This window comes from Ilumatobacter coccineus YM16-304, assembly GCF_000348785.1.
Lineage (GTDB): Bacteria > Actinomycetota > Acidimicrobiia > Acidimicrobiales > Ilumatobacteraceae > Ilumatobacter_A > Ilumatobacter_A coccineus.
This window is the reverse complement of record NC_020520.1, coordinates 1,526,509-1,552,621: the sequence shown is the minus strand read 5'-3', so window position 1 is coordinate 1,552,621 and position 26,113 is coordinate 1,526,509. Positions and strand designations below refer to the sequence as shown.

Genomic DNA, 26,113 nt, shown 5'->3' with positions numbered 1-26,113 from the left:
CAAGTTGGGATGACATACCCCGGCTACTCTCGGCCGTGATGAACGACGAGCACGAGGCACTCATCGTCACCGGCGACGTCGACGACCCGCACGCCGGGGTCGACGAGCCGCTCCTGTTCGATCGGATCGACGCCTTGCGCGTGCTGCGTGCATCGTCGAACGAGGAGAAGGGCGCGCTCCTCGAGGAGATCGGCGGGTCGGGCAAGGTCGAGCAGGAGATCGTCGACCAGCTGTCGAAGGTGAAGCCGCTCTGGCAGCCCGACGAGTTCCCGGAAGCACACCGAATGGCCATGCGGTCACTCGAAGTGCTCGACCGCAACGGGTCGCGCAACGCCAAGTTGCCACCGATGGGGCCGCTCAAACCGATCGCCCAGTACATCGTCCAGCAACTGACCCGCTGGATCGTCAAGGGGTACGTCAACGGGCTCGTCACGAACCTGCGCAAGTTGTACGAACGGCGAGAAGCGAACTCGATCTGGGGTTCACCGGCCCAGGTCCTGCTCCGGCGAGCGCGCATCAACGCCGAACAGGTCGAGCAGGGCTTCAAGGGCAATCCGGTCGGTGTCCCGACGTTCCTGCTCGGCGGCGCGATCCTCTCGACCATCCTGTCGACCATCGTCAGCCTGATCAGCGCCGCACTCGACACGACCTTGGGCGTCGTGATCGCCGGTGTCGTGGTGGTGCTGTTGCTCGGCTCGTTGAGCTGGGCAGCGCTCTACGCGGCCGCGGTCGCCAGGCGACGAATCCGGCTGACGACCGATCAGCCGATCCAGGCGCTGTACGACACGATCGGAGCGGCTGGCGACCCGCCGCGCGACCAGTCGTACAACTTCGCGGTCATCGCCATCGTGCTGCTGGTGTTGGCCGTGGTGGTGATCCCGCCGCTCGCGTACCTGGTCTACGACAACGCCACGTCGTGACCCTGCCGGTTCGTCTCAGCGAGCCGTCCAGCCGCCGTCGACGAGGAGGGAATGGCCGGTCATGAAGCCACCCGAGTCGCTCGCGAGCAGCAGCAGCGCCCCGTCGAGTTCGTGAGCGTGGCCCATGCGAGCGAGCGGCGTGTTGGCCTTGACGAAGTTCTGGCTCGCCTCGTCGGTCGCCATGTTGCCCGTCATCTCCGAGCGGAACCAGCCGGGGCTGAGCGCGTTGACGCGCAGGCCCTTGCGGCTCCACTGCAGCGCCAGTTCACGTGTGAGGTTGATGACCGCGCCTTTGCTGGCGCAGTAGTGCGCCTGCTTGACGGGCGTGGCACCGACGTGCCCGAGCATCGAGGCGATGTTGACGATCGACCCGTTGCCGCGTTCGATCATCGACGGCGAGCACAGCTTCGACAGGTGCCAGATGGCGGTGACGTTGACCTCCATGGCGAAGCGGAACTGGTCGAGCGTCTCGTCCTCGACGGAGGTCTTCTGACCGATGCCGGCGTTGTTGACCAAGATGTCGACGCCGCCGAAGTGCTCGAGAGTGGCTGCGACCACTCGCTCGCGGTCGGCCTCGATCGACAGGTCGGCCGGAGCGACCAACGAGTTCTCGAGTTCGGCGCTCAGCGCTTCGAGCCGATCCGCACGCCGGGCCACGAGCACGACCTTCGCCCCGACGGCGTGCAGCACGCGAGCGAAGCGCTCGCCGAGCCCCGACGAGGCACCGGTGACGATCGCGACGCGCCCGTCGAGGCGGAACATCGACAGCGGATCGAGAGCGGTCTGGGCGTCGGTGGGCTGCTCGTTGTCAGGCATGGAACGAGACACTACGAAGCGAGAACCACTGATCGGGAATCCACGCCGCCCGGGCCGCCCAAATGACACGGTCACGAATCAGGCGGGGTTCCGTCATGTGTCCGCAACACCGACACGACATGGTTTCGCGCGATTCCGCGCCAAATGTGACGCATGCATGACAGTTCGCGTGCAAAGTGCAATTCCGACGGTTCGGAATCCTCTGGAAGGGCATGATCGAAAACATGGAAATCAGCCGCCGCACATGGACCGCCGCTCTCAAGCTCGCCGTCGTGCTGTCGGTCGTCGCGGCGTTGGTCGCCGTTGCTGCGAGCACGCTCGCCGACGTACCGCAGGTCGCCATCGTGCTGCCGGTGATCGTCGTCGCCTTCGTCACCAGTTGGATCCAGACCGGCCGAGTGCGCCGCTCCGCCATCCACGACCTCCTCGCCATCCCGACGTCACACTGACCCGGCTGGCCAGACTGGCCGGCATCGACCCGGCCCCGCCGATGTCGGCGGTGTTCGCGTGGCGTGACACGATGGGCCGGTGACCTCGAACAGCGATTCCACTCGCCCTGCCGACGCCGCGCGACCAGCCACGGTCGTTCTCGTGCACGGTGCCTGGCACGGCGCCTGGTGCTGGGCCACGTTCCAAGCCGAACTCGATCGGCGCGGCATACCGTCGCTGGCCATCGACCTTCCCGGCCACGGCGCGTCGACCCAGCCGCTGACCGGTCTGCACGGTGACGCCGCCCTCGTCGGCGACGTCCTCGACCGGCTCGCCGACAGCGGACACGGCGACGTGGTGCTGGTGGGCCACAGCTATGGCGGAGCGGTCGTCACCGAAGCCGCCACCGGCCGGTCCGACATCGCCCACCTCGTCTACGTGACCGCTTTCGCGCTCGACGCCGGCGAATCGGTGATGGGAGCACTCGGATCGTTCGAACGCCACGAGGTCGATCTCGCCGGTGCGATGGTCGTCGCCGACGATGGCCAGTCGAGCACGTTGAACCCCGAGCTCGCCGCCGGAGCGCTGTACGCGTCGTGCTCGCCCGAGGCGATCGCCGCAGCGCTCCCCCGCCTGAGCCCGCAGTCGATGTCGTCGATGCTCGAAGACGCCACCGGTTCCCCGCGCGATCACATCGAGTCGACCTACGTGTTCTGCGCTCGAGACCGTGCGATCCATCCGGTCCACCAGGCCGAACTCGCGAAGCGCTGCACCCATCGAGTCGATCTCGACACCGACCATTCGCCGTTCGTGAGCGCGGTGACCGAGCTCACCGACATCATCGCTCCGCTCGCCGTGACGGCAGCCGAATCGTGAAGGTACGCATCGGCTTCGGGCTCGGCACGCGAACGCGACTGCACGACGAGACCTACGGAGCGGTCGTCGACGCTCTCGAAGCCCACGAGTTCGACTCGCTCTGGTTGTCGGAGAAGATCAGCGGCGAGGCGCCCGACCCGCTCGTGGCAATGGCGTACGGCGCCGGCCGCACGACGAAGCTCAAGTTCGGCATGTCGGTGATGGTGCTGCCCGGCCGGAACCCGGTCGTGCTCGCCAAAGAACTCGCCACGCTCGCAACGATGTCGGGCGGCCGCCTCCTGCCGGCGTTCGGTCTCGGCGCGGTCGACCCGGTCGAACAGCAGGCGTTCGGCGTCGAACGCAAGGAACGAGCGGCGATCTTCGACGAGACGCTCGCGGTGATGCGCAAGTGTTGGACGGGCGAGCCGTTCAGTCATGCCGGCGAAAGGTTCTCCTACGACGGGGTCGTGGTGCAGCCGGCTCCGAAACGCATGGACGTGTGGCTCGGCGGCTATGCACCATCCGAGCTGAAGCGGATCGGCCGGCTCGCCGACGGCTGGCTGCCGTCATTCGTGCTGCCGAGCGATGCCGAGGCCGGGCGAGCGGTCATCGAGCAGGTCGCCGCCGAACACGATCGCGAGATCGAGGACGATCACTACGGCGTGCTGATCCCGTACGCGTTCGGGCCCGTGCCCGACGTGCTCACCAAGCTGCTGCAGAAGCGCCGCCCCGACCTCGACGACGTCACGCAACTCGTGCCCGATTCGTGGGACGCACTGCAGAAGATGGTGCAGCGCTTCGTCGACGTCGGCACGACCAAGTTCGTCGCACTGCCGATCGCCGAGCCCGGCGATGCCGACGCGTGGGTCGCTCATCTGGCCGAGGCCGCCGACGCACTCAAGCCGCTCGAGGTGGGCTGAGCCGTGGGATCATCCGCATCTCCATCCGCATCGCCGGTCCTGTTCCTCCCGGGCCACTCACCCGTCGCCGACGCCGAGCGCTGGACGCCGACCGAGCACACGCGCGGCCCCTGGAACCCCGACCACTGTCACGGCGGACCGCCGTCGGCGCTGCTCGCCCGCGCCTGCGAGCGGGTGTCCGACGAACGATCCGACCCGACCGTCGAGTGGCAGCTCTCGCGTCTCACGGTCGAGTTGACCCGCGCCGTGCCGGTCGGCCAACCGCTCGACGTGATCAGCCGCGTGGTTCGCCCGGGGCGCAAGGTGTCGCTGGTCGAGGCCGAACTGCGGCACGGTGACGTCGAGGTCGCCCGTGCCCGCGCACTCCGCATCCGCCACCAGAGCATTCCCCTGCCCGATCACGCTCGCCTGCCCGACGACTTCGTCGGAGAGCCCGGCGACGGCGAGGTGATCGAGTCGACGTGGTCACTCGACACCAGCGAGATCGCGTTCCATCGGTCGTCGTGCGAACACCGCTTCGTCGAAGGGAGCTGGGACAGTACCGGTCCGTGCAAGGTGTGGATCCGCCTGCTCGTCGACCTGGTTCCCGGCGAATCTCCCACCGGCGTACAACGCGCCGTCACCGCGGCCGACTTCGGCAACGGCGTGAGTTCGGCGATCGCCCCCGAGACGGCGACCTACATCAACCCCGATCTCACCGTGCACATCGCTCGCCCGCCACGCGGCGAGTGGATCGGCCTGGCGAGCCACTCGGTGTACGGCACCGCCACCGAGTCGAGCGGCGCGGGCTTCGCGGAGTCGTCGCTGCACGACGAAGCGGGCCGGTTCGGGCGCAGCGTGCAGTCGCTGTTGATCCAGCCCGGCTGAGTCGTTGTCTCGGCCGTGCCCGCGGGTTCAGGCCGGGAAGAACGCGCGGAGGCTGTCGGCGAAGAACTGGGCGCGGGCGGCGAGCCCGGCGCTGTTGGGGTGGATGCCGTCGGAGGTGAACCAGGCGTTCTGGCTCGCCAGCGAGTCCCAGTCGGCGAGCCCGATGTTGCCGCGACCGGCGAGCAGCGCGGCGAGGTCGTTGTTCCACTGCACGGTGTTGTTGCGCGCCCAGTGTCCGCTGGTGGTGATCGTCGACGCGTTGATCCAGAGCGTGCGACCGCCGCCGGTTGCGTCGACGATGCGGTCGACTCGATTGGCCGCACTCGCGTTCGATCCGGCCGCGATGTTGGCCGCGTCGTTGGTGCCGAGCGCGATGATCCAGCATCCGTCGAAGCCGGTCGAGCGGAGCGCGGTGATCGCCTCGGCGCCGTTGGTCTGCCCGGGCAGGGTCTCGACGATCGAGCGGCCGCCGCTGATGTCGAGTCGGACGTCCGAGACGCCGATCGCGGCGAGTGTGTTCACGATGCCGGCATCGGACGAGATGGCCCCGGTCGACCCGTCGATGCCGACTGCGGTCGAGTCGCCGATCACGGCCACCGACGTGCAGGCGGTCGACTGAGCGCCAGGTGTCGGCGCCGCCACGACGACCGGCTCGACCACCGGCTCGGTCGTCGTGGTCGTGGTCGTGGTCGTGGTGGTGCTGGTGGTCGTGCTGGTGCTGGTCGAGGTGGTGCTGCTGGTCGTGGTGGCGGGCAGCGTCACCGCGGGTTCGATCGCGTCGGTCTCGGGCTCGGTCGCGGTCTCGGCGCCGGACTGGCTCGCGGGTTCGGCGGCGCGGACGTCGGCCGACCCGGTCAGCGGCTCGTCGGGCGCGACTGCCGCGTCGGCGGTCACGGTCGTCGTGACGTCGGGGAGTTGCGTGATGACCGGCCCACTCGCGCCGTCGTCGTCGGTGCCGCATGCCGCACCGACGACCAACAGCAGCGCCACGACCAGCCGCACGATCAGCCCTTGCGTTTCTGGATGTTCGCCCACTCGTCGCGCAGGCCGACGGTGCGATGGAACAGCATCGACTGTTCCGGGTCGTGCGCGAAGTAGCCGAGCCGTTCGAACTGGACGACGTCGCCGGGGGCGGTGTCGGCGAGTGCCGGTTCGACCTTGCAGCCGGTGAGCAGTTCACGTGAGTTCGCGTCGAGGTCGTCCATGACGTCGCCGGTCGCCTCGCCAGGCACTTCGGCGCTGAACAGGCGCTCGTAGAGCGCGACCGACGCATCGACGGCGTGTGCGGTCGACACCCAGTGCATGGTCGACTTCACCTTGCGTCCGTCGGGCGAGTTGCCACCCTTGGTCTCGGGGTCGTAGGTGACGTTGACCTGGGTGACGTTGCCGTCGGCGTCGGTGTCGAAGCTCTCGCAGGTGACGAAGTACGCGCCGCGCAGGCGGACCTCACGGCCCGGGGTGAGGCGGTAGTACTTCGGCGGCGGGTCGGCGTTGAAGTCGTCCTGCTCGATCCAGAACTCGCCGGAGAACGGCACCTGGCGCGTGCCGTCGTCGGCGTTCTCCGGGTTGTTCACCAGCTCCATGTGCTCGACATGCATGCTCCCGTCGTCGTTGCTGGGCCAGTTGGTGATGACGACCTTGAGCGGGCGCAGCACCGCCATCCGTCGTTGCGTGATGGCGTTGAGGCGGCGGCGCACGAACGATTCGAGCAGCTCGATCTCGTTGCGGCTGTTGGTGCGCGACACGCCGATGAACTCGAAGAACTCACGGATCGACTCGGCCGGGTAGCCACGCTTGCGCAGGCCGCGCAGGGTCGGCAGTCTCGGGTCGTCCCAACCGTCGACGATGCCGTCGTCGATCAGCTGCTTGAGCTTGCGCTTCGACGTGACCGTGTGGGTCAGCTCCAAACGGGCGAACTCGGTCTGGCGAGGCTGTTCGTACGGCAGGCCGTCGAGCTCGCGAATGCGATCGAGGTACCAGTCGTAGAGCGCGCGGTGGCTGTCGAACTCGAGCGTGCACAGCGAGTGGGTGACCCCTTCGATCGCGTCGCTCTGGCCGTGGGCCCAGTCGTAGGTCGGGTAGATCTTCCACGCGTCACCGGTGCGGTGGTGCTCGGCGTTGCGGATCCGGTACATGATCGGGTCGCGCAGCTGCATGTTCTCGTGCTGCATGTCGATCTTCGCTCGGAGCACCGGGCCGCCGTCGTCGAAGTCGCCGGCTCGCATGCGGCGGAACAGGTCGAGGCTCTCGGCGACCGGGCGGTTACGGAACGGGCTCTCGATGCCGGGGTTGCCGTAGCCGCCGCGCTGCTCCGAGATGGTGTCGCCGTCTTGTTCGTCGACGTAGGCCAGGTCGTTCTCGATGAACATGACCGCCCAGGTGTAGAGCTGCTCGAAGTAGTCGCTGGCGTAGAGCGCCTTGTCGACCGGGTAGCCGAGCCAGGCGAGGTCGTCGATGATCGCGTCGACGTACGTCGTGTCTTCCGATTCGGGGTTGGTGTCGTCGAAGCGCAGGTTGCACACGCCGTCGAATTCGCGAGCCAGCTCGAAGTCGATCGTGATCGCCTTGCCGTGCCCGATGTGCAAGTAGCCGTTGGGCTCGGGCGGGAAGCGGGTCTGCACACGTCCGCCGAACGTCTGCTGCTCACCATCAGCAATCACGAGTTCGCGAACGAAGTTCGCCGCTGCCGGATGGTCGTCGTTGCCGCTCATAGTCGCCGTCAAGTATGGCGGCAGACTGCCCACACCACGTGGACACGCCGACACGCGAGCGATGTTCGCTCGAGCCGCCGCGAGCCGACAGAATGTGATGCCATGTTTGCGATGAAGCCTGAACGCGTCAGAGAATGGGTGGCAAGCGAGTTCCCGGGCGACACCTTCGAGACCCATCTCAACGCCAGCCTGAACTCGCCGCAGTACTCCGCTCCGGGGAGTCACACGATCTCCTCGGGCGACTTCGGTGACAGCGGCCGAGCCGCGTTCATCGAGTCACTCGAGCTCGACCCCGACAAGCAGGTCGGCTTCATGGTCACGCACACCGTCTACGCGCTCACCGATCGCCGACTGTGCATCGCTACCACCGGAGGTCTGCGCCCACGCCCCAAAGAACTCCTTCATGCCGGGCCACGCGAGGGGCTCACCGTTCACTGGTACGACGGCCGGGCCGAAGCCGGCAATCAGTTTCGACACTTCGTGTTCGTGTTCGCCGACGGCGCGTGGCGCGGCGACCGGACCGGGATCAAGATCCTGGGCCGGACGCCCAAAGCCAACCTCGCCCACCGCTTCATCGAGGCCTTGGGCCCCGCCGCTTTCGAGGTGCGCTGACCCTCCAGCGCTCAAGAGGTCGGGGTGGCGGCGTGCCGGGCAGCCCACGCCTTCGCCTGGCGGGTGAAGGGGGCGAGGCGTGCGGGATGTACGAAGCTCACGTAGTTCATGTCGAGCCGCTCGCAGAGCGGAGGGTGGTACTCGCTCGTCGGCGCAGGTGGCGGGCCCTCCGGGGGCTCGGGTCTCGGCCCGTCGTTCGCCATGTTCACCCCGTGCTGATTGCGGAACACGATGGTGCCGAGGTCGGCGTTTCCGCTGATCTCGAGTCGCCCTCGATGATGTGATCGGTGGTGGTGCGTGCACAACGCCACCAGGTTCCAGGTGTCGGACGGGCCACCGTCTGACCAGTGCACGATGTGATGCACGTCGAGATGGCGAGTCGCCCCGCAGCCGGGAACCGCACAACCACCGTCACGCAGCAGCACCGCCTTGCGGGTACGGGCCGGAACGATGTGCTGAGTACGCCCGACCGAGATCGGCACCCCGTTGCGGTGGAACACCGGCGTGAGCATGCCGTCGCAGGTGATGTGCTCGACGATCGCCGCCGGCAGTGGCGCGCCGAGATGATCGGTCGCGCGCCCGTCGGTGTTCAGCCTCGGACACGAAGTTCGCGGTGTCACGGAAGATGCGGTCCCGAGCCTCGTCGACCGCGTTCTGGATGGTGAGACCGACCTCGGGGGTGGTCTCGAGGCGCAGCCGCCACCGGCCATCGTCGCCGACCCCCATCCAGCACCGATCGGGCACCTCGACCGGCCGTGGCGATGGCGTCTCGGTCGGTTGCGTCTCGTTGCGCTCGGCATCGGAGATGATCAGGTCTTCCGAGATGATCGAGTCGTCGGGCAGTCCCGACCGTTCAAAGTTGTACTTGTTGATGACCGCGTTGATCTGGCCGACCGTGAGCCGCTTCGACAACGACAGCACCTGGTCGTCTGCCCACGCGGGCACACGCCGCACGATCGGCATCAACTGATCGAGCGACAACTCCCCCGACCTGAGCGCGTCGACCGATGCCGGGAGTTCGTCGGCACGCCGCGCCACGTCGACATAGCGGCGACCAGCAGCCACGCCGATACCGAACCGGAACGCCAGGAACTGCTCGGGCTTGTGCAACCCGGTACCACGCCACTCGTCGTGCGTGAGCAACCAAACCGCCACGTCGACGATCCGCCCATCGAGCGCATTGCGAAACCCAGCGATCTCGTTGACCGCAGCCCGCACGTCAGCCAACCCACCGAACCCTTCCTTGGCGTCATCCCTGGCTGACATAGCTTTATCGTACACTTGTTCGATCCAAGACGCAAGAGCAATTCGTCAGCTGCTTCGACCCGCGCTTGCCTCGCAGACGGACTGCATGCATACTGCAAGCATGCCGAATGTGTTGATTCGAGATCTTCCGGCCGATGTTCATGCACGCCTGCAACAACGCGCCGAAGCAGCAGGGCAATCGCTCCAGCAATACCTCACCGGCGAACTCTCACGAATCGCGCACACGCCGACGCTCCCCGACGTGCTCGCACGAATCGAACAGCGCTCAGGCGGTCGAGTCGGCTTCGACGACGCCGTCGACGACCTCGCTGAGGAACGCGCGACGCGGTGATCGTCGTGGACGCTTCGGTGCTGGCCAACGTCGTCGGTGACGACGAGTCGGCCGGCACCCTCGCTCGTCGCCGGCTCCAGATCGCCGGCGCCGCATCGGCCCCCGATCTCGTCGATGTCGAGACGGTGTCGGTACTACGCCGACGCTGGCTGAAGGGCGATCTCACGGACGAACGATTTCGCAGTGCCGTCGACGATCTGCTGGCACTGCCGATCACTCGTTTCCCCACGGCGGTGTTCATGCCGAGAGCGTTCGAACTCCGAGCGAACGTCACCGCCTACGACGCGTGCTACGTCGCGCTCGCCGAGGCCCTGGACTGCACACTCGTCACGGCCGATCGGCGACTGGCGAGCGCGCCGACCATCAGCTGTGCGACCGAGGTCCTTCGAGGACCGGAGTAGATCAGAGCGACGGGAGCAGGTTGACGAGGATGTTGGAGCCGTCGATCTGCACCGCAGCGCCGACGAGCGACGCGTCGGTCGCCGTGAGCATCGAGGAATTCATCTTGATACGAGCTTCGGGCGAGTACAGCGCACCCGACACGTTGATGAGGCTCGCACTGAACTGGATGCCGGACTTGTTGCACCGGTCCTCACCGGCGAACAGTGTCGGCATGTCGGGCGAGTACGGCGACAGGCTGACCGAGTTCGAGTTGATCTTGATGCTGCCGGTCGCCACGATCGTCACGCCGTTGAGGTGCGTCGTGCCCGTGGCGAAGTGCACGTCGCCATCGACGTAGTGCAGCCCGGCCGGGATGTCGGCCGCGTTGCCGGTCACCCGCCAAGTGCCGGAGTGTGACGTGTAGTCGTCGCCGGCTGCGAGCGCCATCGCCCCACCCGGAGCGAAGTCGGCGAGCGACCAGCCGAACGGGTCGGCCTGGACGCCGGCTTCCTGCTCGACGCCGCCGAGCATCTGGGCGCCCCAGCCGATCTGGGCGGAGTCGGCGTACGACACCGCTCCGAGGAAGGTCATGAGGCCACCGTTGACGGAGAAGTCGTCGTTCGAGCGAATCCTGGTGCCGACCACGATCTCGGAGCCGTTGAGCGTCACCTCTCCCCTGCAGCTGTCGTCGGCGATCGCGAACATCGAGTACGACAGGTCCACCGGGCTCGGTCCGGGATCGGGCAGTTCACACAGGTTCTGCGAGCCGGGCGTGCCGAGGTCGCCGTTGCCCTGGTCGGTCACGGCAGCGCACCAGTTGGCGCCCACGGCGTTGTTGAGGTCGGCGGAGCGCAGCGACATCGTCGCACCCGACACCTTCGGGAAACCGTTGGTCGCCGTCCAGGCGACCCGATCGATCACCGCGAGGTCGTCGTCGAGCAGCACGACCTCGTCGGCCGTGTTGAAGTGGATGAACTCGACGCCGTACTGCACGTCGATCTCGATGCCACCGTTGAGTTCTTCGGTGTTGCGACCGGCGACGAGGTAACCGCCCGCCGGCACGACGACCGGGTTGTCGGTGTCGAACACGAACGTGTCGACGTCGTCGTCACGCAACGTCCAGCCGCTGATGTCGATGTCGACATCGCCGGAGTTGTGCAGTTCGATCCACTCACCCTGGGCATCAGGCGTCGCCTTCGGGTCACGGTGGATCTCGTTGATCACGATCGCGTGGTTCGGAGCGACCACACAGTCGTTGGCGGCGCCCGGCGTACCGCGATCGCCGTCGCCGTACTGGGTGCTGGTCGCACACCAGCCGCTGGCGTCGTCACCCGGTGCGAGCGCCGACAGCGAGGCGTCGGTGCGAGCGATGCTTCCGCCGTTCGGGCGGGGGAACAGGTCGCTGTTGGTCCAGCTGAACGAGTCGACGAACTGCCCATACCGGTCGTTGATCACCACGGTGTCGCCGGAGTTGAGCAGCACCATGGCCGAACCGGTGGCGTAGTCGGCGGCGACGCCACCGTTCACGGCCGGGTCGGCGTTGCGGGCGATCACGGCGTAGCCACCGGGCTCGATCTCGATCGACTCGGTGATGACGTGATACTCCGAGCTCTCGTCACCGATGCTCCAGTTGAGGAGGTCGACGGCGTCGGCGGTCGGGTTGTGGATCTCGAGCCATTCGCCGACGATGTCGCTCACCGCTGCCGGGTTGCGCATGATCTCGCTGATGACCAGCGACGGAGCCGGCGCCGGCTCGTCACACGAGCCGGCGGTGCCGGGCGTACCGAAGTCGCCGTCGCCGTACCGGTCGGTGGCAGCGCACCAGTTGGGGCCGAGGAGGTTGTCGACATCAGCGCCGCGCACCTCCATCGAGTGGCCCTTGCCGAACGGGAAGCCGAGGCTCGCCGTCCAGCGAACCCGGTCGAGCAGCGTCCCGTCGGGAGCCACCACTTCGAGCGTCGAGGTCGTGTTGTAGAGCGGAAGATCGCCTCCGACGACGTAATCGGCCGAAACCCCGCCGTTCTCGGCGACATCGCCGTCGGAGGCGACGACGACACGAGCACCAGGCTCGATCGTCAGATCACCGATGGTGTGCTGGGTCGAGTAGGTGCGCAGCACGAAGCCGTCGAGCACCGCCGTCTCGGACCCGTTGTTCATGAGCTCGAACCATTCACCGGCACGTTCGGGCGAGGTGCGCTCCGGATCGAACATCACCTCGGTGATGACGATGTCGGGGTACTCGGTCGGCGTGCAGTTGCCCGCCACACCAGGCGAGCCGAAGTCGCCGGTCGCCCAGCGCCGCGCCGAGGTGCACCAGTTCTCGCCGTTCGAGTTGTCGCTCGCACCGCTCTGGAGGTGCATCGATGCACCGTTCGGGTCGGGGAAGGTGCGGCCGTCGTCCCAGCGGACGGCGTCGACCTCGATGCCGAGCGTGTCGACGATGACGAGTTCGTCGAACGAGTTGTGCAGGCGCATCGCGTCGCCGTAGGCGATGTCGACGTCGACGCCGCCGTTGCGGGCCGGGTCGTCGAGCACGCCGGCGATGGCGCGCTCGCCCGGCTCGACCACGACCGAGTGGTCGACGGTGAACCAGTCGCGATCGTCGTCCTTGATGCCGAACCCGTTCAGGTCGACGGTGGTGTTTCCGGTGTTGTGGATCTCGAACCACTCGCCGGTGAAGTCGGAGGTGCGACCCGGGTTGTTGAGGATCTCGGTGATCTCGAGCGAGGCGCGCGACTGGCCGCACTGGTTGGCAGCACCGGGCGACGCGTGGTCGCCGTTGACGAGCGGCGTGGTCGATACGCACCAGTTGTCACCGTCGGCGTTGTCGGCCGAGATGTCGACCAGCGAGATCGAGCTGCCGACGGGGTCGGGGAACTCGTCGAGGCTGTAGTCGACCACGTCGACGACGAAGCCGAGCGAGTCACGCAGCACGATCTGGTCGCCGACGTTGAAGAGCAGCACCGAGTCGCCGTACACGTAGTCGGCAGCCACGCCGCCGTTGCGGTCGAACTCGCCGAAGCGAGCCAACACGGCGTAGTCGCCCGGGGCGATCGTCAGCGAGCTGATCGTGTGCTTGTCGTAGATCTCGTCGCCGAAGGTCCACCCCGACAGGTCGAGCGGGAGCAGACCGTCGTTGTAGATCTCGAAGAACTCGCCGCGCGAGTCGTAGACCGCCGACGGGTTGTAGTGGACCTCGGTGATGACGACGTCGAACAGCGAGCCGACCGGCAGCGTCGGCAGGAAGTCGGGCGCCGGGGTCGTCGACACGCGGCGAGCCTGAGCCATGTCGTCGTCATCGGCCGGCGGAGCAGCCGGCGGCGTGAACGGCACATCGCTGATCTGCCCGGCGGTCACGATCTCGGTCGGCCGCGGGAACAGCAGCGGTGGAGCGGTCTCGACATCGGTGGCGCCACGATCGGCGGTCGGCGACTCGGTGTCTGGGTCGGGCTCGGGTGCCGGCTCCGCCGGCTTCTCGGTCGACACCTCGTCGTCCGGTGACGGATCGTCGCTCGGCGCGCCGAGTGCGGTGGTCGCGAGGGCCATGACGACCGCGGTCGAGGTCAGCACGGAGAGAGGAAGTCGGGCAGCACGATGCATGAGAGATCGTTTCTGTCTTCGGTCGCGCTGAGCAGGGGCTAAACCGAATTTCTCAACCTTGACCAAGCATTGAGAAACGAAGCGTCCGGACCGCCGATTTCGTCGGCGCGCCTCAAGATTGCCTCTCGACATGTCGAAGAAGGGATGTGCCTCTCATAGTGATCGCTGGCGTTCTCGTCAGTGTCACGCTGATTCTCCGTTGGAGACTCGAAACACTCGCGCATCGTCGACTCGTCGACGGACTCGACTGGCGTATCCACGTCAACGGGATCCGTGGCAAGTCGACCGTCGCCCGCATCATCGCGGGGATGCTCCGTGAACACGGTCTCGTCACCGTCGCCAAGTCGACGGGGACCTTCGCTGCGGTGATCAACCGTGACGGAATCGACGAACCCATCAACCGAAAAGGTCCTCCGACCATCCTCGAGCAGATCGAGATTGCACGCGCCTACGTGACCGAGGACGTCGACGCCCTGGTGATCGAGTGCATGGCACTCAAGCCCGAGTACCAGGAAGTGTCGGAACGGATGATCGTCCGGTCGAACATCGGCGTGCTCACCAACGTCCGCGAAGACCACCAGGACGTCATGGGCGAGACGCTTCCCGAGATCGCCCGCTCACTGCTCAGCACCTGCCCACGCGACGGCATCCTCGTCACCTCCGAGCAGAACCCCGAGATCGTCGAGATCATGCGCGAGGTCGCCGAGAGCAAAGGCACCAAGCTCGTCGTCGCCGACCCCGACGAGGTGACCGACGAGGAGAACAGCGCGTTCGACTTCATCTCCTTCAAGGAGAACGTCACGATCGCGCTCGCCATCGCCGACATCATCGGCATCCCTCGCGACGTGGCCGTGCGCGGCATGGCCAAGGCCGAGCCGGATCCCGGGGTGCTGCGCATGAAAGAACTCCGGATCGGCACGGGTCCGATCGCTCGTGAGCCCGGCGGCACCAAGAAGGTCACGTGGGCGAACCTGTTCGCGGTCAACGACCGCGAGTCGATGATCGCCGCCATGCAGAAGCTCGACCCGTTCATGACCGCCGACACCACCGTCGTCGGCATCTTGAACAACCGCGACGATCGCGAACGCCGGGCGGTGCAGTTCGCCGACGTCGGCGTGAACGACCTCGACTTCGACCGCCTCGTCACGTTCGGCGCCTACGAGGGACTCGTCACCGACCGCCTGAAGCAGAACGGCTACGACCCCGCGAACATCCTCAACCTTGGCGACGAGCACTCGTTCACGCAGACCGAGATCATCGATCAGATGATCAGCCAGCAACCGACCGCCCACGTGCTGGTCGTGGGGTTCGTCAACATCCACACGCACCAAGCCGAGGAGATGCTCGAGTACTTCGAGGAAGAAGCCGAGCCGTGGCTCCCCCACTTCGACGACGAGTTCGACGCCGTCCTCGCCGGTCTCCCGGCCGCCAACGGATCGGAGCAGCCGGCCTGACCGCCGGACCCTGCTCATGCATGACTATCTGCTCTCGGCCGAGTGGATCCGCTTCGCGTTCGTGCTGGGCGTCGCCGTGTCGATGGTCATGTACGAGAAGCGACACCTCACGACCGGCTCGATCGTCGTGCCCGGCTACATCGCCGTCTTCATCATCCACCCACTGGTCATCCTCGCGACCTTCATCAACGCGTTCATCACCTACGCGTTCGTCAACCTGTTCCTCCGGCGCTACTTCCTGCTGTACGGCCGGACGAAGTTCACGATCCTCGCCGTCACCTCCACCACCATCCAGTTCGGCATGCTGCGCATCACCCCGTCGGGCCAATGGCTGTGGGAGCGGGACATTCCGCTCTTCATCGGCGTCGGGTACATCGTCCCGGCGCTGATCGCCCACGACATGGCGCGCCAAGGCGTGTGGAAGACGACCAAGTCGGTCCTCATGGCCGGTTGCATCGTCGCCACGCCGATCGCCGCGGCCCTCATCCTCGACCTCCCCGGCGTCAACGATCTGTCGCCGGTGAGCGGCTTCGGCAACATCGCGATCAGCCTCGAGTGGTTGCCCTTCGCCGTCGCCCTGTCGGTCGGCGCCTCGTGGGCCGTTGCGCACAACTACAACCTGCGCAGCGGCGGGTTCGTCGGCGCCGCGTTCACCGGCATGTTCATGGCCGATCCGTGGCAGGTCGTCGTGGCGCTCACCATCGCCCTCGCCACCTGGCTCATCGTCGCCAAGGTGCTGATGAACCACATGATCCTGTTCGGACGCCGCAAGTTCTCGTCGATGCTCCTCGTGTCCTCGGCGATCGCCTGGTCGGGACTGTGGGTCGGCGACCGATTCCTCGACGCCAACTGGCAGGAGCATCTCGGCGTCGGTTCGCTCGCGCTCACCCCGCTGCTCCTCCCCGGACTGATCGCCAACGACGCGCAGCGGACCTCACCCTTGCGGGTGATGATCGGCCTCGTCCTCGCCGGATCGTTCTCGGTCACCGCCACCTGGTGGGTGCAGTCGGGCGTGATCGGCGAGCCGCTGCATCCGGGATGGAAGCTCGTGGCCACGGTGACGTTCTGCATCATGTTCGCCAAGCAGTTCAGCGGCATCGTGCTCCTCACCGGCTCGCGGCTGCTCGCCGCACCCAAGACCGTCATCGCCTTCGTTCGCTCGATCCCGTCGCAGGCACCGGCTGCGCCCGGACTGGCCCTCGCCCATGCCACCGCCGACACCGGTACCGAGGCCGGAGCGTGGGACACGCCCTGGGACGCCTGGGCTCGCCGCCACCCGGCCTTCGCCGCCGACGCCGAGGAGTGGGTCACGGCACAGATCGCCCGATTCTCGAAGCGTCCCGTGGGCGACACCGCCTCGTCGACCACCGGGTACATCGACGACGTCACCACCTCCGTGCTCGAGACCGCGCTCGAAGAGCAGCGCGGCATGCGACGCGTCCCGCGTCGGCCTGCCGAGCGCCACCAGATCTCAGAGACATCCGATGCAGCAACCAGGGAGGCACAACCCGCTGCATCGGATGTCTCTGGAGCAACCGACCCGACCACCCCCTTGGAGCAGCCACTGATCGACTTCTGAGCGCCACCGCGATTCAAGAACCCGGCAAGCCCTGCCGATTGACCACACGTATGCATCACCGGATCACGCGCCTGCTCGGCTGCGTCACGAGCCTCGCCGTGCTCACCGCCGCCTGCGCTTACGGCCCGCAGGCCGAACCTCGCGACGTCGAGGAACCCGCCGTGATCCCCATGGTGGTCCGCAACGAACAAGGCGCCCCGGTCGCCGATGCGCAGATCGCGATCGCCGACGACGTGATCACCACCGACGCGAACGGTCGAGCCGAGATCAGCATCACCGCGCCGGTCGTCGCGCGCGTGTCGACTCGAGACACCCTGGTCGAACCGGTGGTGCTCGACCCCTCCGACGGCGTGACGACGGTGCACCTCTGGGACCGGCTCGCCGACGACGGAACCGAGCGAGTGTCGATGCACTTCGGCGGCGACGTCATGCTCGGTCGTCGCTACCTCGACCCCGAAGCGAGCGGCCCGCTCGTGACCGACGCCGACTCCGCGCGAGCCGTCGTCGACGACCTCGGCCCGCTGTCGAGCGCGGCCGACTGGACCGTCGTCAACCTCGAGACCGTCGTCGGCGAACTGCCCGACGAGCAAGCCCTCGTCGCGAAACGATTCCTCCTCCAGTCGACGCCGTACATCACCGAGGCGCTCGACGAGATGGGGGTCGACCTCGTCACGCTCGGCAACAACCACGCCTACGACTGGGGCGACGTCGGCACCGAGAGCACGCTCTCGATTCTCGACGACGCCGGGATGGCCCATGTCGGAGCAGGCCACACCCGCGAAGAAGCCGTCCGCGGCACACTGAGTCGCGTCGGCGAGCACACCGTCGGAACCATCTCGTTCACCACCGTCAACGGCAGCTTCGTCAACGACCAGCTCCCCGACGGCGACGACGAGATCCCGATCGATCTGCCCGAATCGGAAGCCTGGCAGTACGAGCTGCGCAGTTTCGGCTACACCGAGACCGCGCTCGAGAACGACGACGGCGACCCCCTCGTCGTCAAGGTCGACGAACGGCGCATCGGCGACGTGTGGACGATCTACGACGAGTGGGAGGACGAGCTCGGCGAGGCCGTCCTCGGCGACTTCTGGAGCGCCGTCATCGGCGTCTATCCGGAGCTGCAGGACTGGGTCGCCCGACGCGACCACGGTGGCGCAGCCCCCTACTCACGCTCGGAGATGGAGTCGGAGATCGCTCGACTCCGCGCCGACGGCGCCGACACCGTCACCGTCCAGGTGCACGGTGGCTACCAGTTCGCCGACGTCCCCAGCTCGTTCGTGCGCACCATCGCCCACCGAGCGATCGACGCCGGCGCCGACATCGTCATCGCCCATCATCCACACGTCCTGCAGGGCGTCGAGTGGTACGACGGCAAGCTCATCGCGTACAGCCTCGGCAACCTCGTCTTCGACCAGGACTTCCTCGCCACCTTCCCGAGCGCCATGCTCCGCATCATCAGCGATGGCACCAGCGTGCTCGAGGCGCGCATCCTGCCCGTGATGCTCGACCGGTATCGCCCGGTTCCCGTCGGCGGTCGCGTCGCACAGCAGATCATCCGCATGATCGACCACCGCTCGGCGATCGACGCGACCAGCAAGCGTGTCGACGGCCTCCGCGTCGGCAGTGTGTTCGAACCCGCCGACCCCGACGCCGACGGCAACGGCAACGTCGATCTGGGCAACAACCGCACGCAGGAAGCAGCATTCATCGTCGAACACAACTCCGGGCTCATCACCACGTCGCGGGTGAGCTCGAACGTGCGCATCATCGACAGCGGAATCGGCCCGACCGCGCTCCCCCCGTGCACGCTCGTCCGCAGCGACCTGCTCCCGGCCGGGACCCAGATCGGTACCGATCTCTTCGACTGGGGGCACTTCGACAATGCGTCGGCCGACGGTCTGCGGCGTCGTCCGATGCACTGGAAGGTCTCGACCGTGCGCGAACGCTGGGATCTCGTCAGCGGAGCGAGTGGCGAGGACTACGACGACGCGTTCTCGCTCTTCACCGACCCGAACGCGCAGACCTCGACGCAGATCGCCGCTCGTTTCGACGTGCGCAGCCACCGCCTCTTCGACGCCGATGCGAAGCCGCTCGACACCGAGGCCCTGTACGAGATCATCCTCGACGTCAAACGGAATCGCGGCGAGATTCCCAGCATCCGCCTCGTCTCGTTCCACTTCGACGACACCAACCCGACGGCTGACCCCGAATCGGCTCGGCTCAACGAGGTCTCGCTCCCGATCGATGCGCCCGCCGACGACGAATGGCACCACGTCACCATCCAGGTGCCCGACGAACTCTTCGCACCCGGCCCCGACGGCACCACACCGAACTCGGCGACACTGCTCGTCGACGTGCCCGCCGCACTTCGTGGTGCACTCACCATCGACAACGTCCAGGTCGTCGAATGGCGCGGCCCCACGCCGTCGGAGTCAGCGGTGTGGGTCGAAGGCGATCTCGCCCGGTCCGAGTCGCCCGGAGCGTTCGACATCGTCACGTCGGGCTGCTGACCCCTCTCTCTCCCCCCCCGGTTCCGCCGGTCCCGGTGCCCATCGTTCGACCGAACGCGACAGGTTTTCTCGCGAGAGCGGTCAAGTTGTCTGCCACATGAGTCGAAGAAGGACCATGAGTTCACGAACCGTGACGCAGCACCACTATGAGGGAGGGCTGTTGACCGGCGTACTCAACAGTTCACACGACGGGATCATGGCCTTCGAAACCGTCCGCGACGATCGCGACCAGATCGTCGACTTCCGATGGAGCGTTCTCAATCCTGCAGCAGCGCAGATCATCGAGCGCACCGCGATCGACGTGATCGGTCGACGGGTACGCGAGGAGATGCCGTGCACCGAGGAGGTGTTCGAGCGCTACGTCGACGTGGTCGAGTCGGGCGAGCCGGCGACCATCGAGTACCACGTCGAGAAGCAGGGTGACGACCACTGGTTCCTCCAGACGTCGGTGAGCCTCGGCGACGGGCTCGCGGTCACGTTCCGCGACATCACCGAGCAACGACGACTCCAGCGCTCGCTCGAACACCAGGCGATGCACGACCAACTCACGTCGCTCCCCAACCGCATCCTGATCGAGCAGCGGATCGCCGACGCGCTGATCGAACTGGCAGCCGAACCCTCGACCGTCACGGTGCTGTTCATCGACATCGACCGGTTCAAGCTGATCAACGACGGTCTGGGGCACGCAGCCGGCGACGCCCTGCTCGTGCAGTTCGCCGAGCGTCTGCGCTCCGTGCTCCGTCCCGCCGACTCGATCGCCCGGCTGAGCGGCGACGAGTTCGTCGTGCTGCTGGGCGACGGCGAGATCGACGCCGACGGCAGCGTGATCGAGCGCGTTCTCGAAGCGTGCCGCGCCCCGTACCGAGTCCTCGATCGAGAGGTCTTCGCCTCGGCCACGATCGGCGTGGCTCGCGCCGACACCCCCGACGTCGTCGCGTCGGACCTGATCGCCACCGCCGACCGGGCGATGTACGGCGCCAAGGTGCTCGGCGGTGATCGCATCGCCTACGCCTGCCGGTCGGAGCACGCCGACTGCGCCAGCCGGATCGCACTCGAAGCCGATCTGCACCACGCGATCGACAACGACGAACTGCGACTCGTGTACCAGCCGATCGTGAGCTGCGAGAGCGGCGACGTCGTCGGCGCCGAGGCACTCATTCGATGGCAGCATCCCGAACGCGGCCTCGTGAACCCCGGCGAGTTCCTGCCGATCGCCGAAGTCACCGGCCTGATCCGTCCGATCGGCGTGTGGGCGCTGGGAGCAGCCACCCGGCAACTCGTCCGTTGGATCGAAGCGTTTCCCGAGACCGCGCCAGACACCGTCAGCGTCAACGTAGCCGCCCAGCAGTTGGTCGAAGCGGGCTTCGCCGACACCGTGCGCGCCGCGCTCACCGAAGCCGGGCTCGCACCCGACCGGCTGTGCATCGAGGTCACCGAGACCGCCCTGATCCACGAGCCCAAGGCGGCGGGCGAAACGCTCAGAGAACTCGCCGACCTCGGCTGCGAGATCGCACTCGACGACTTCGGCACCGGGTACTCGCCGCTGAGCTACCTCCGGCAGTTCCCGGTCGACGCGATCAAGATCGACCGATCGTTCGTCAGCGGCGAGGGCGCGACCACGAGCAACGAGGAACTGCTGCAGGCGCTGATCCAGTTCGCGACGATGCTCGGCAAACAGATCACCGCCGAAGGTGTCGAAGACGCCGCCCAGCTCGCCCTCGTCCGCAACGCTCATCGCTATCAGGGCTTCCACTTCTCACGTCCGCTCGTGCCCGACGACTTCAGTGCGCTCCTCGACCGCTGATCCGTCGATCGAAACATTCCCGAGATTCAGGTCGACCTGAAACGACGCCGAGGTACGACGTCGATACGTTCTGGTCCATGTTGTTGCAGCGGACGGCCGCGGTGCTCGCGGGCCTCACGATCACCGCGACCGCGTGCGCGTCGTCGCAGACGAACAATGCTGCCCTCCCCGTGCCCGGCGACGCCACCGCGCAGGTCGAACCCGACACCAGCACGCGTCCCGGCACCGGCACCGCCGTGACGGCCCCGAGCACCACGCCGTCCACGACCACCGACGACGACACCACGAGCACCGACGACGACGCAACGACCACGTCGACCAGCGCGCCCGCCACCACCAGCACGACGACCACCACGACGGTGCCCGGCCTCGACGTCTACGACCCCGACTGCGTGGTCGAAGTGCAATCCGGCGATTCGCTCGGCCTCATCGCCGACGCCTTCGACGACCCCACGGTCACCATCGCCACCATCAAGGCCGAGAACGAGATCGAGACCGACGTCATCTACGCCGGCCAGGTCCTCGACGTGTGCGTCGACAACGGTCTCGACGACATCACCGGGTCGGAGCGAGCACCGAACCAGGCGCTCGTCGAAGCCGCCCGCACCGACGCCGTGAAACGGCAGCAGGAGAAGCTCAACGAGCTGTTCGACGGGTCCGGCATGCGGGAACTCCTCGTCGACGGGATCTCGGGGCCGGTCACCCAGCAGCGGCTGTGTGCGGCACGCCTCGCCCTCGGCCTCGACGTCACCCGCGCCGACATGGAGGCCGGCAGCGAGGAGGAACAACTGCTGATGGAGACCGACGAACTCCGCCAGCCCTTCACCACGGCGCTCCTCTCCGAGCGATGGATCCTGATCGACCGCACCTGTCAGGTCATGTTCACCGGCGAGGGCGACAACGGCATCACCAACATCTTCTCCACCTCGACCGGATCGGAAGGGTACGAGACCCGCGACCAGGATCGCAGCCGGGCCTTCCGGTTCGACCCGGCACTCGACAACGGCGGCTGGCACAACAGCACCGACTACCCCGTCCCCGAAGACAACCCGCTCAACGGCAACATGTACAAGCCGTTGTACTTCGACGGCGGTCAGGCGATCCACGGTGCCAACAACGTGCCGACCACGCCGCAGAGCAAGGGCTGCGCTCGGCTCCGCGTCGACGACCAGGAGACACTCATCGCGTGGCTCGGTCTCGACGAACTGGGCGGCGCCACCTACAACGAGCGCCTCATCAACGTCACCGTCAACGTGCAGGGTTCGTACGCGACCCCAGACGCGGCCCCGGCCGACGACGCCTGACACGCCGCACGCGACCGACGTCGGGTACAACGGAGCGATGGATCGCACCGACGCCCCGACACCCGAACGCCGTCTGGGCGGAGCCCTCGAACCGGTGATCGGTCAGGTCTTCTTCTCCCCGGAGGCGCACGCGGCGTATGCCGACCTCGGCTTCCAGCCATCGGCGCACGAGGCCAACGGCGTCGCGCTCCCCGACGGTCCGGCGTACTTCACGAGCCGAGGGTCGTTGATGGGCCAGGTCCGCGGTTCGGTGGTCGCCTCCGCCTTCGCCGTGTTCAACCCCACCGCGGTGATCCCCTCGGTCGACTACGGCTGGTCGATCACCGACGCCCCCACGATCTGCGCGGCCCGCGATGCCGGCGCGCTCGGACAACTCGAACGGTTGCTCGGCCCGACACCCACCGGTCACGAGCGGGTCGCCGAACTGCTCGTCCGTGCGACCGACGATCTCTCGGTCGAAGGGCGACCCCTCGCCGCCGGCGTGGCCGGGCTGCCCGACCCCGACGCACCGCTCGGCACGATCTTCCGCCGCGGCGAGATCCTGCGCGAGTACCGAGGCGACAACCACACGGCGGCATGGATCGGCGCCGGGCTCGACGCGGTCGAGATCAGCCTGCTGACCGAGCAGTACTGGGGCCTCGCACCACGAACTTATGCACGCACGCGAGCCTGGTCCGACGACGACTTCGATCGCGCCGCCGAGTCGCTGCGCAGCCGCGGACTCGTCGACGCCGATGGCGGCTTCACGCCCGACGGCCGAGCGTTCCGCGAACAGATCGAAGTCGACACCGACGCGATGACGGCCCCGGTGATGGCACGCCTCGGCGACGACCTCGACGAGCTGATCGAGTTGCTCACCCCGTGGGGCGCCACGGTCCGGGCCGGCAAGGGGTACCTGTCGTCCGGCCCGCACGATCTCGCCGGCTGAGGGTTCTCGTCGCAGCGACTCGGAATGCGAGAGTAGGACCATGAGCGACGTTGACCTGGTCCTGAGATCCGATGCCGACGGAGTTGCCACGCTGACGCTCAATCGTCCCGACAAGCTCAACGCGCTCACGCCGGGCTCGTTCGTCGCGCTGCGCGCCCACCTCGATGCGTTGGCCGACGACACCAATGTCAAGTGTGTCGTGCTCGCCGGGGCGGGGCGGTCGTTCTGCGCCGGGCACGATCTCCAGGCGATCGCCACCGGTGAGCACGCCCCCAGCAAGCACTACGAACCCGAGACGGTCGATGCGCTCGAGCGCCTTCCGCAGCCGACGATCGCTCGGCTGCACGGCCACTGCTTCACCGGTGGCCTCGAACTCGCGTTGGCGTGCGATCTCCTGGTCGCCGCCGAATCCACGAAGCTCGGCGACACCCACGGGCAGTGGGGGCTCGTCCCGATCTGGGGCATGTCGGTCCGGCTCCCCGAACGTGTCGGACGATCGACGGCAAAAGAACTCATGTACACCAGCCGCCGGATCACCGGGACGGAAGCCGCCGAGATCGGACTCGTCGACCGAGTCGTCGCCGACGACGAACTCGGACAAGCGGTCACCGACCTCGCGAACGAGATCTGCCAGAACTCGGCGGGCACCAACCGCCGTGTGAAGAAGCTGATCGCCGCGCACGACGACATGACGCGCACCATGGCGCTCGTCCACGAACGCGAGCTGCCGTTCGGCATGCCCGAAGACATGCGGGAGCGAATGGGGTCGTGACCGCAGCGCCGCTCAGCGCGGGCTCTGCCCGTCGTCGACCTTGATCACCGTGCCCGTGACCGCATCGGAGGCCGGTGAGCAGAGATAGAGCAGCGTCGAGTCGAGCTGGTCGGGGCGACCCAACCGCTTGCGTGGCATCGCGCCCGAGAAGTCACCCATCCGTTCGAGCATGCCGTCCATCATCTCGGAGTGGAATCCGCCGGGGGCGATGCCGGTGACGTTGATGTGGTTGCGTGACCACTCGACGGCGAGCACCTCGGTCATGCGGATGATGCCCGCCTTGGTGATCGAGTAGAGCGCCGCACCGTGACCGTCGTAGTGCGTCGCCGAGATCGAGGCGATGTTGACCTGGCGACCGGGCAGCTTCTGCTCGATGAGTCGGCGCGCCATCTCGACCGACAGCACGTAGGGCCCGCGCAGGTTGGTGTCGAACACGTTGTCGATCAACTCGATCGACATCTTGTGGGCTCGCTCTGCGTCGGGGATGCCGGCGTTGTTGACCAGGATCGTGATCGTGCCGAACGCCGCCTCGGCCTCGTCGAAGCCGCTCAGGATGCTGGCGGTATCGGTCATGTCCATCACGACGCCGATCGCCGTGCCGCCGTCGGCGGTGATCTCGGCGACCATCTCGTCGAGACGTTCCTTTCGACGCCCGGTCCCGATGACCTTGGCACCGGCCGCGGCGAGGACACGGGCGAACCGTCGCCCCAGACCGGAGGTGGCTCCGGTGACCAGTGCGACCTGCCCCGTCAGGTCGTGGGAGACGTTGGGCAGCGGTCGCTCGTCAGACATCGTTCTCTCCGTCGTTGCGCACGACCCCGACGTTACCCTCGGTCCACATCACCTCGAGGTCTCGATGCGAGATGCGCCAGCCGTCGTCGGTTCGAACCAGACGATCGACGTAGCGGCCGGCGACCACGTAGTGCGGGCCACCCTGAGCAGCGCGACGAATGTGCTGAGCGTGCAGATAGCACCGGTGCGTCGCCGAGTCACCGTCGATGGTGACCTGATGGTTCGACACGATGTGCTGACTGTCGTCGAGCGGCGTCAACGCCGAGGTGACGCGTGCGACGATCGCCTCGCGCCCCTCGAGCAGATCGGGGTTGCCGAGGCGCGCGGTCGCGTCGGGGAGGAACACCTCGTCGAGACGACCCCAGTCGTTCTCGTCGAGTGCCCAGCAGTACCGGATGGCCACGTCGGAGATCGCCTGCTGGTCGATCACGTCGTGGAGGCGGTCGGGTTGGATCGTCATGCTTCGTACTCCTTCATGAACCGGAGCGTCGCCGCGAACAGCGTCCGTGCGCGCTCCGTGGGATCGGGGTGATCGTCTCGCAGCGCCTTCGATCGCACTTCCATCGACAGCGGCGTGTCGTCGGGCAGCGCGTCGAGCACCTCGGCGACCGGGAGCCCACCCTCGCCAGGGGCGAGCCGGCCGTCGAGCGCTTCGGTCACCACGTCGGCGATCGAGTCGGCCGCGAGGTCAGCAGGCGCATCACACAGCTGCGCATAGGGCAACCACGCCGGGTCGAGCGCCCGCAACTCGTCGGGGGCCGAACCGGTCCGAGCAAGATGCAGATTGTCGACGAGGATGCCCGCGTTGGGCCGGTCGATCGATCCCACGACGTCCACGGCCGAGGCGAGATCGGTGGTCGACATGAAGGCCATGAACTCGATCACGCAGTTGATGCCCGCCGGCGCCGCCCGGTCGCACAGCTGCGCGAGTCGTTCGGCGAACGGACCCGGCTCGGCACCTCTGGCGACCACGAGCACGTTACGCGCTCCGATCTCGGCGGCCGCGTCGATGACTCGGTCGCCCACGTCGACAGTGCTCCCGTCGTCGCCGACGGAGACGAACACCGGCTCGATGTCGAGCGCGACGAGGCCGGTGTCGTCGAGGCGCCGACGCACGTCGGCAGCGACCGCGTCGCTCCAGGTGTCGGGGTCGAACCAGATGCCGCACGCGGGCCAACCGGCCGCCGCAGCAGACGTGACGAAGTCGGCCGGCCCCACGTCGGGGCTCACTCCCGCGGCGATCGACAGGAGTCGACTCATCG

The 26,113-nt window shown here is 67.2% G+C and carries 24 protein-coding genes; 15 read left to right on the top strand and 9 right to left on the bottom strand.

From position 1 onward, the window contains the following. The first annotated feature begins 38 nt into the window (after positions 1-38). Positions 39-920: a DUF4199 domain-containing protein gene (locus YM304_RS06945; protein WP_015440946.1), complete on the top strand. Its 882-nt coding sequence runs from the start codon at positions 39-41 to the stop codon at positions 918-920. Positions 921-935: 15 nt separating this feature from the next. Here the strand turns inward: YM304_RS06945 and YM304_RS06940 are convergent, their stop codons facing one another. Beyond that, a complete protein-coding gene (locus tag YM304_RS06940) occupies positions 936-1,736 on the bottom strand; it encodes an SDR family NAD(P)-dependent oxidoreductase (protein ID WP_173401478.1) in 801 nt (266 codons plus the stop codon). A 224-nt stretch (positions 1,737-1,960) separates the two neighbouring features. Here YM304_RS06940 and YM304_RS06935 point away from each other — a divergent pair, with 224 nt between their 5' ends. The 4 genes from YM304_RS06935 (at position 1,961) to YM304_RS06920 (ending at position 4,807) form a co-directional block, all read left to right on the top strand. Further along, entirely contained in the window at positions 1,961-2,185 is a 225-nt protein-coding gene (locus YM304_RS06935; protein ID WP_041298085.1) for a hypothetical protein, read from the top strand. A gap of 79 nt (positions 2,186-2,264) precedes the next feature. Continuing rightward, complete coding sequence (locus YM304_RS22165; RefSeq protein WP_015440943.1) at positions 2,265-3,041, top strand: alpha/beta fold hydrolase; 777 nt, start codon at positions 2,265-2,267, stop codon at positions 3,039-3,041. Then, positions 3,038-3,940, top strand: coding sequence for an LLM class flavin-dependent oxidoreductase (locus YM304_RS06925; RefSeq protein ID WP_015440942.1), 903 nt, complete (start codon positions 3,038-3,040; stop codon positions 3,938-3,940). Before YM304_RS22165 ends, YM304_RS06925 begins: the two co-directional genes overlap by 4 nt. Positions 3,941-3,943: 3 nt before the next feature. Further along, entirely contained in the window at positions 3,944-4,807 is an 864-nt protein-coding gene (locus YM304_RS06920; protein ID WP_015440941.1) for a thioesterase family protein, read from the top strand. Between the two features lie 27 nt (positions 4,808-4,834). On the opposite strand, the gene YM304_RS25210 is transcribed toward YM304_RS06920, so the two are convergent. Together YM304_RS25210 and YM304_RS06910 are read right to left on the bottom strand one after the other, a co-directional pair. Beyond that, positions 4,835-5,809, bottom strand: a complete 975-nt coding sequence (locus YM304_RS25210) for an SGNH/GDSL hydrolase family protein (protein WP_015440940.1) — start codon at positions 5,807-5,809, stop codon at positions 4,835-4,837. A 2-nt stretch (positions 5,810-5,811) separates the two neighbouring features. Next, positions 5,812-7,518: a glutamine--tRNA ligase/YqeY domain fusion protein gene (locus YM304_RS06910; protein WP_015440939.1), complete on the bottom strand. Its 1,707-nt coding sequence runs from the start codon at positions 7,516-7,518 to the stop codon at positions 5,812-5,814. A 111-nt stretch (positions 7,519-7,629) separates the two neighbouring features. On the opposite strand from YM304_RS06910, the gene YM304_RS06905 reads away from it, so the two are divergent. Next, positions 7,630-8,130, top strand: a complete 501-nt coding sequence (locus YM304_RS06905; RefSeq protein ID WP_154723342.1) for a hypothetical protein — start codon at positions 7,630-7,632, stop codon at positions 8,128-8,130. Between the two features lie 11 nt (positions 8,131-8,141). Here YM304_RS06905 and YM304_RS22155 read toward each other — a convergent pair whose 3' ends face one another. Together YM304_RS22155 and YM304_RS06895 are read right to left on the bottom strand one after the other, a co-directional pair. Further along, positions 8,142-8,555, bottom strand: a complete 414-nt coding sequence (locus YM304_RS22155) for an HNH endonuclease signature motif containing protein (RefSeq protein WP_051071343.1) — start codon at positions 8,553-8,555, stop codon at positions 8,142-8,144. After that, positions 8,542-9,396, bottom strand: coding sequence for a DUF222 domain-containing protein (locus YM304_RS06895; RefSeq protein WP_015440936.1), 855 nt, complete (start codon positions 9,394-9,396; stop codon positions 8,542-8,544). The genes YM304_RS22155 and YM304_RS06895 overlap by 14 nt, the downstream gene beginning before the upstream one ends. Before the next feature lie 100 nt (positions 9,397-9,496). On the opposite strand from YM304_RS06895, the gene YM304_RS06890 reads away from it, so the two are divergent. Continuing rightward, a complete protein-coding gene (locus tag YM304_RS06890) occupies positions 9,497-9,727 on the top strand; it encodes a FitA-like ribbon-helix-helix domain-containing protein (RefSeq protein WP_041298083.1) in 231 nt (76 codons plus the stop codon). Further along, positions 9,724-10,128 carry a type II toxin-antitoxin system VapC family toxin gene (locus YM304_RS06885; RefSeq protein WP_015440934.1) on the top strand — a complete coding sequence of 135 codons (405 nt, stop codon included), beginning with the start codon at positions 9,724-9,726 and terminating at the stop codon, positions 10,126-10,128. Before YM304_RS06890 ends, YM304_RS06885 begins: the two co-directional genes overlap by 4 nt. Before the next feature lies 1 nt (position 10,129). On the opposite strand, the gene YM304_RS06880 is transcribed toward YM304_RS06885, so the two are convergent. After that, positions 10,130-13,708, bottom strand: a complete 3,579-nt coding sequence (locus YM304_RS06880; RefSeq protein ID WP_015440933.1) for a lamin tail domain-containing protein — start codon at positions 13,706-13,708, stop codon at positions 10,130-10,132. 158 nt (positions 13,709-13,866) lie between these two features. Here YM304_RS06880 and pgsB point away from each other — a divergent pair, with 158 nt between their 5' ends. From pgsB to YM304_RS06845, 7 genes are all read left to right on the top strand, one after another. Then, positions 13,867-15,162, top strand: a complete 1,296-nt coding sequence (gene pgsB, locus YM304_RS06875; protein WP_015440932.1) for a poly-gamma-glutamate synthase PgsB — start codon at positions 13,867-13,869, stop codon at positions 15,160-15,162. A 16-nt stretch (positions 15,163-15,178) separates the two neighbouring features. Further along, positions 15,179-16,741 carry a poly-gamma-glutamate biosynthesis protein PgsC/CapC gene (locus YM304_RS06870; RefSeq protein ID WP_015440931.1) on the top strand — a complete coding sequence of 521 codons (1,563 nt, stop codon included), beginning with the start codon at positions 15,179-15,181 and terminating at the stop codon, positions 16,739-16,741. A gap of 50 nt (positions 16,742-16,791) precedes the next feature. Then, the gene (locus YM304_RS06865; protein WP_015440930.1) at positions 16,792-19,251 is read left to right on the top strand and encodes a CapA family protein; all 2,460 of its coding nucleotides are present in this window, start codon (positions 16,792-16,794) and stop codon (positions 19,249-19,251) included. A 115-nt stretch (positions 19,252-19,366) separates the two neighbouring features. Continuing rightward, entirely contained in the window at positions 19,367-21,055 is a 1,689-nt protein-coding gene (locus YM304_RS06860; RefSeq protein WP_051071342.1) for a putative bifunctional diguanylate cyclase/phosphodiesterase, read from the top strand. Between the two features lie 77 nt (positions 21,056-21,132). After that, complete coding sequence (locus tag YM304_RS06855) at positions 21,133-22,359, top strand: LysM peptidoglycan-binding domain-containing protein (protein WP_015440928.1); 1,227 nt, start codon at positions 21,133-21,135, stop codon at positions 22,357-22,359. Between the two features lie 37 nt (positions 22,360-22,396). Further along, complete coding sequence (locus YM304_RS06850) at positions 22,397-23,287, top strand: SCO6745 family protein (RefSeq protein WP_015440927.1); 891 nt, start codon at positions 22,397-22,399, stop codon at positions 23,285-23,287. Between the two features lie 40 nt (positions 23,288-23,327). Continuing rightward, a complete protein-coding gene (locus YM304_RS06845; RefSeq protein ID WP_015440926.1) occupies positions 23,328-24,059 on the top strand; it encodes an enoyl-CoA hydratase/isomerase family protein in 732 nt (243 codons plus the stop codon). 12 nt (positions 24,060-24,071) lie between these two features. On the opposite strand, the gene YM304_RS06840 is transcribed toward YM304_RS06845, so the two are convergent. From YM304_RS06840 to YM304_RS06830, 3 genes are read right to left on the bottom strand one after another with little or no spacing between them, the layout of a single operon-like run. Continuing rightward, the gene (locus YM304_RS06840; RefSeq protein ID WP_015440925.1) at positions 24,072-24,851 is read right to left on the bottom strand and encodes an SDR family NAD(P)-dependent oxidoreductase; all 780 of its coding nucleotides are present in this window, start codon (positions 24,849-24,851) and stop codon (positions 24,072-24,074) included. Continuing rightward, entirely contained in the window at positions 24,844-25,311 is a 468-nt protein-coding gene (locus YM304_RS06835) for a nuclear transport factor 2 family protein (protein ID WP_015440924.1), read from the bottom strand. The genes YM304_RS06840 and YM304_RS06835 overlap by 8 nt, the downstream gene beginning before the upstream one ends. Then, positions 25,308-26,111: a sugar phosphate isomerase/epimerase family protein gene (locus tag YM304_RS06830; RefSeq protein WP_015440923.1), complete on the bottom strand. Its 804-nt coding sequence runs from the start codon at positions 26,109-26,111 to the stop codon at positions 25,308-25,310. The genes YM304_RS06835 and YM304_RS06830 overlap by 4 nt, the downstream gene beginning before the upstream one ends. Between the last annotated feature and the right edge of the window lie 2 nt (positions 26,112-26,113).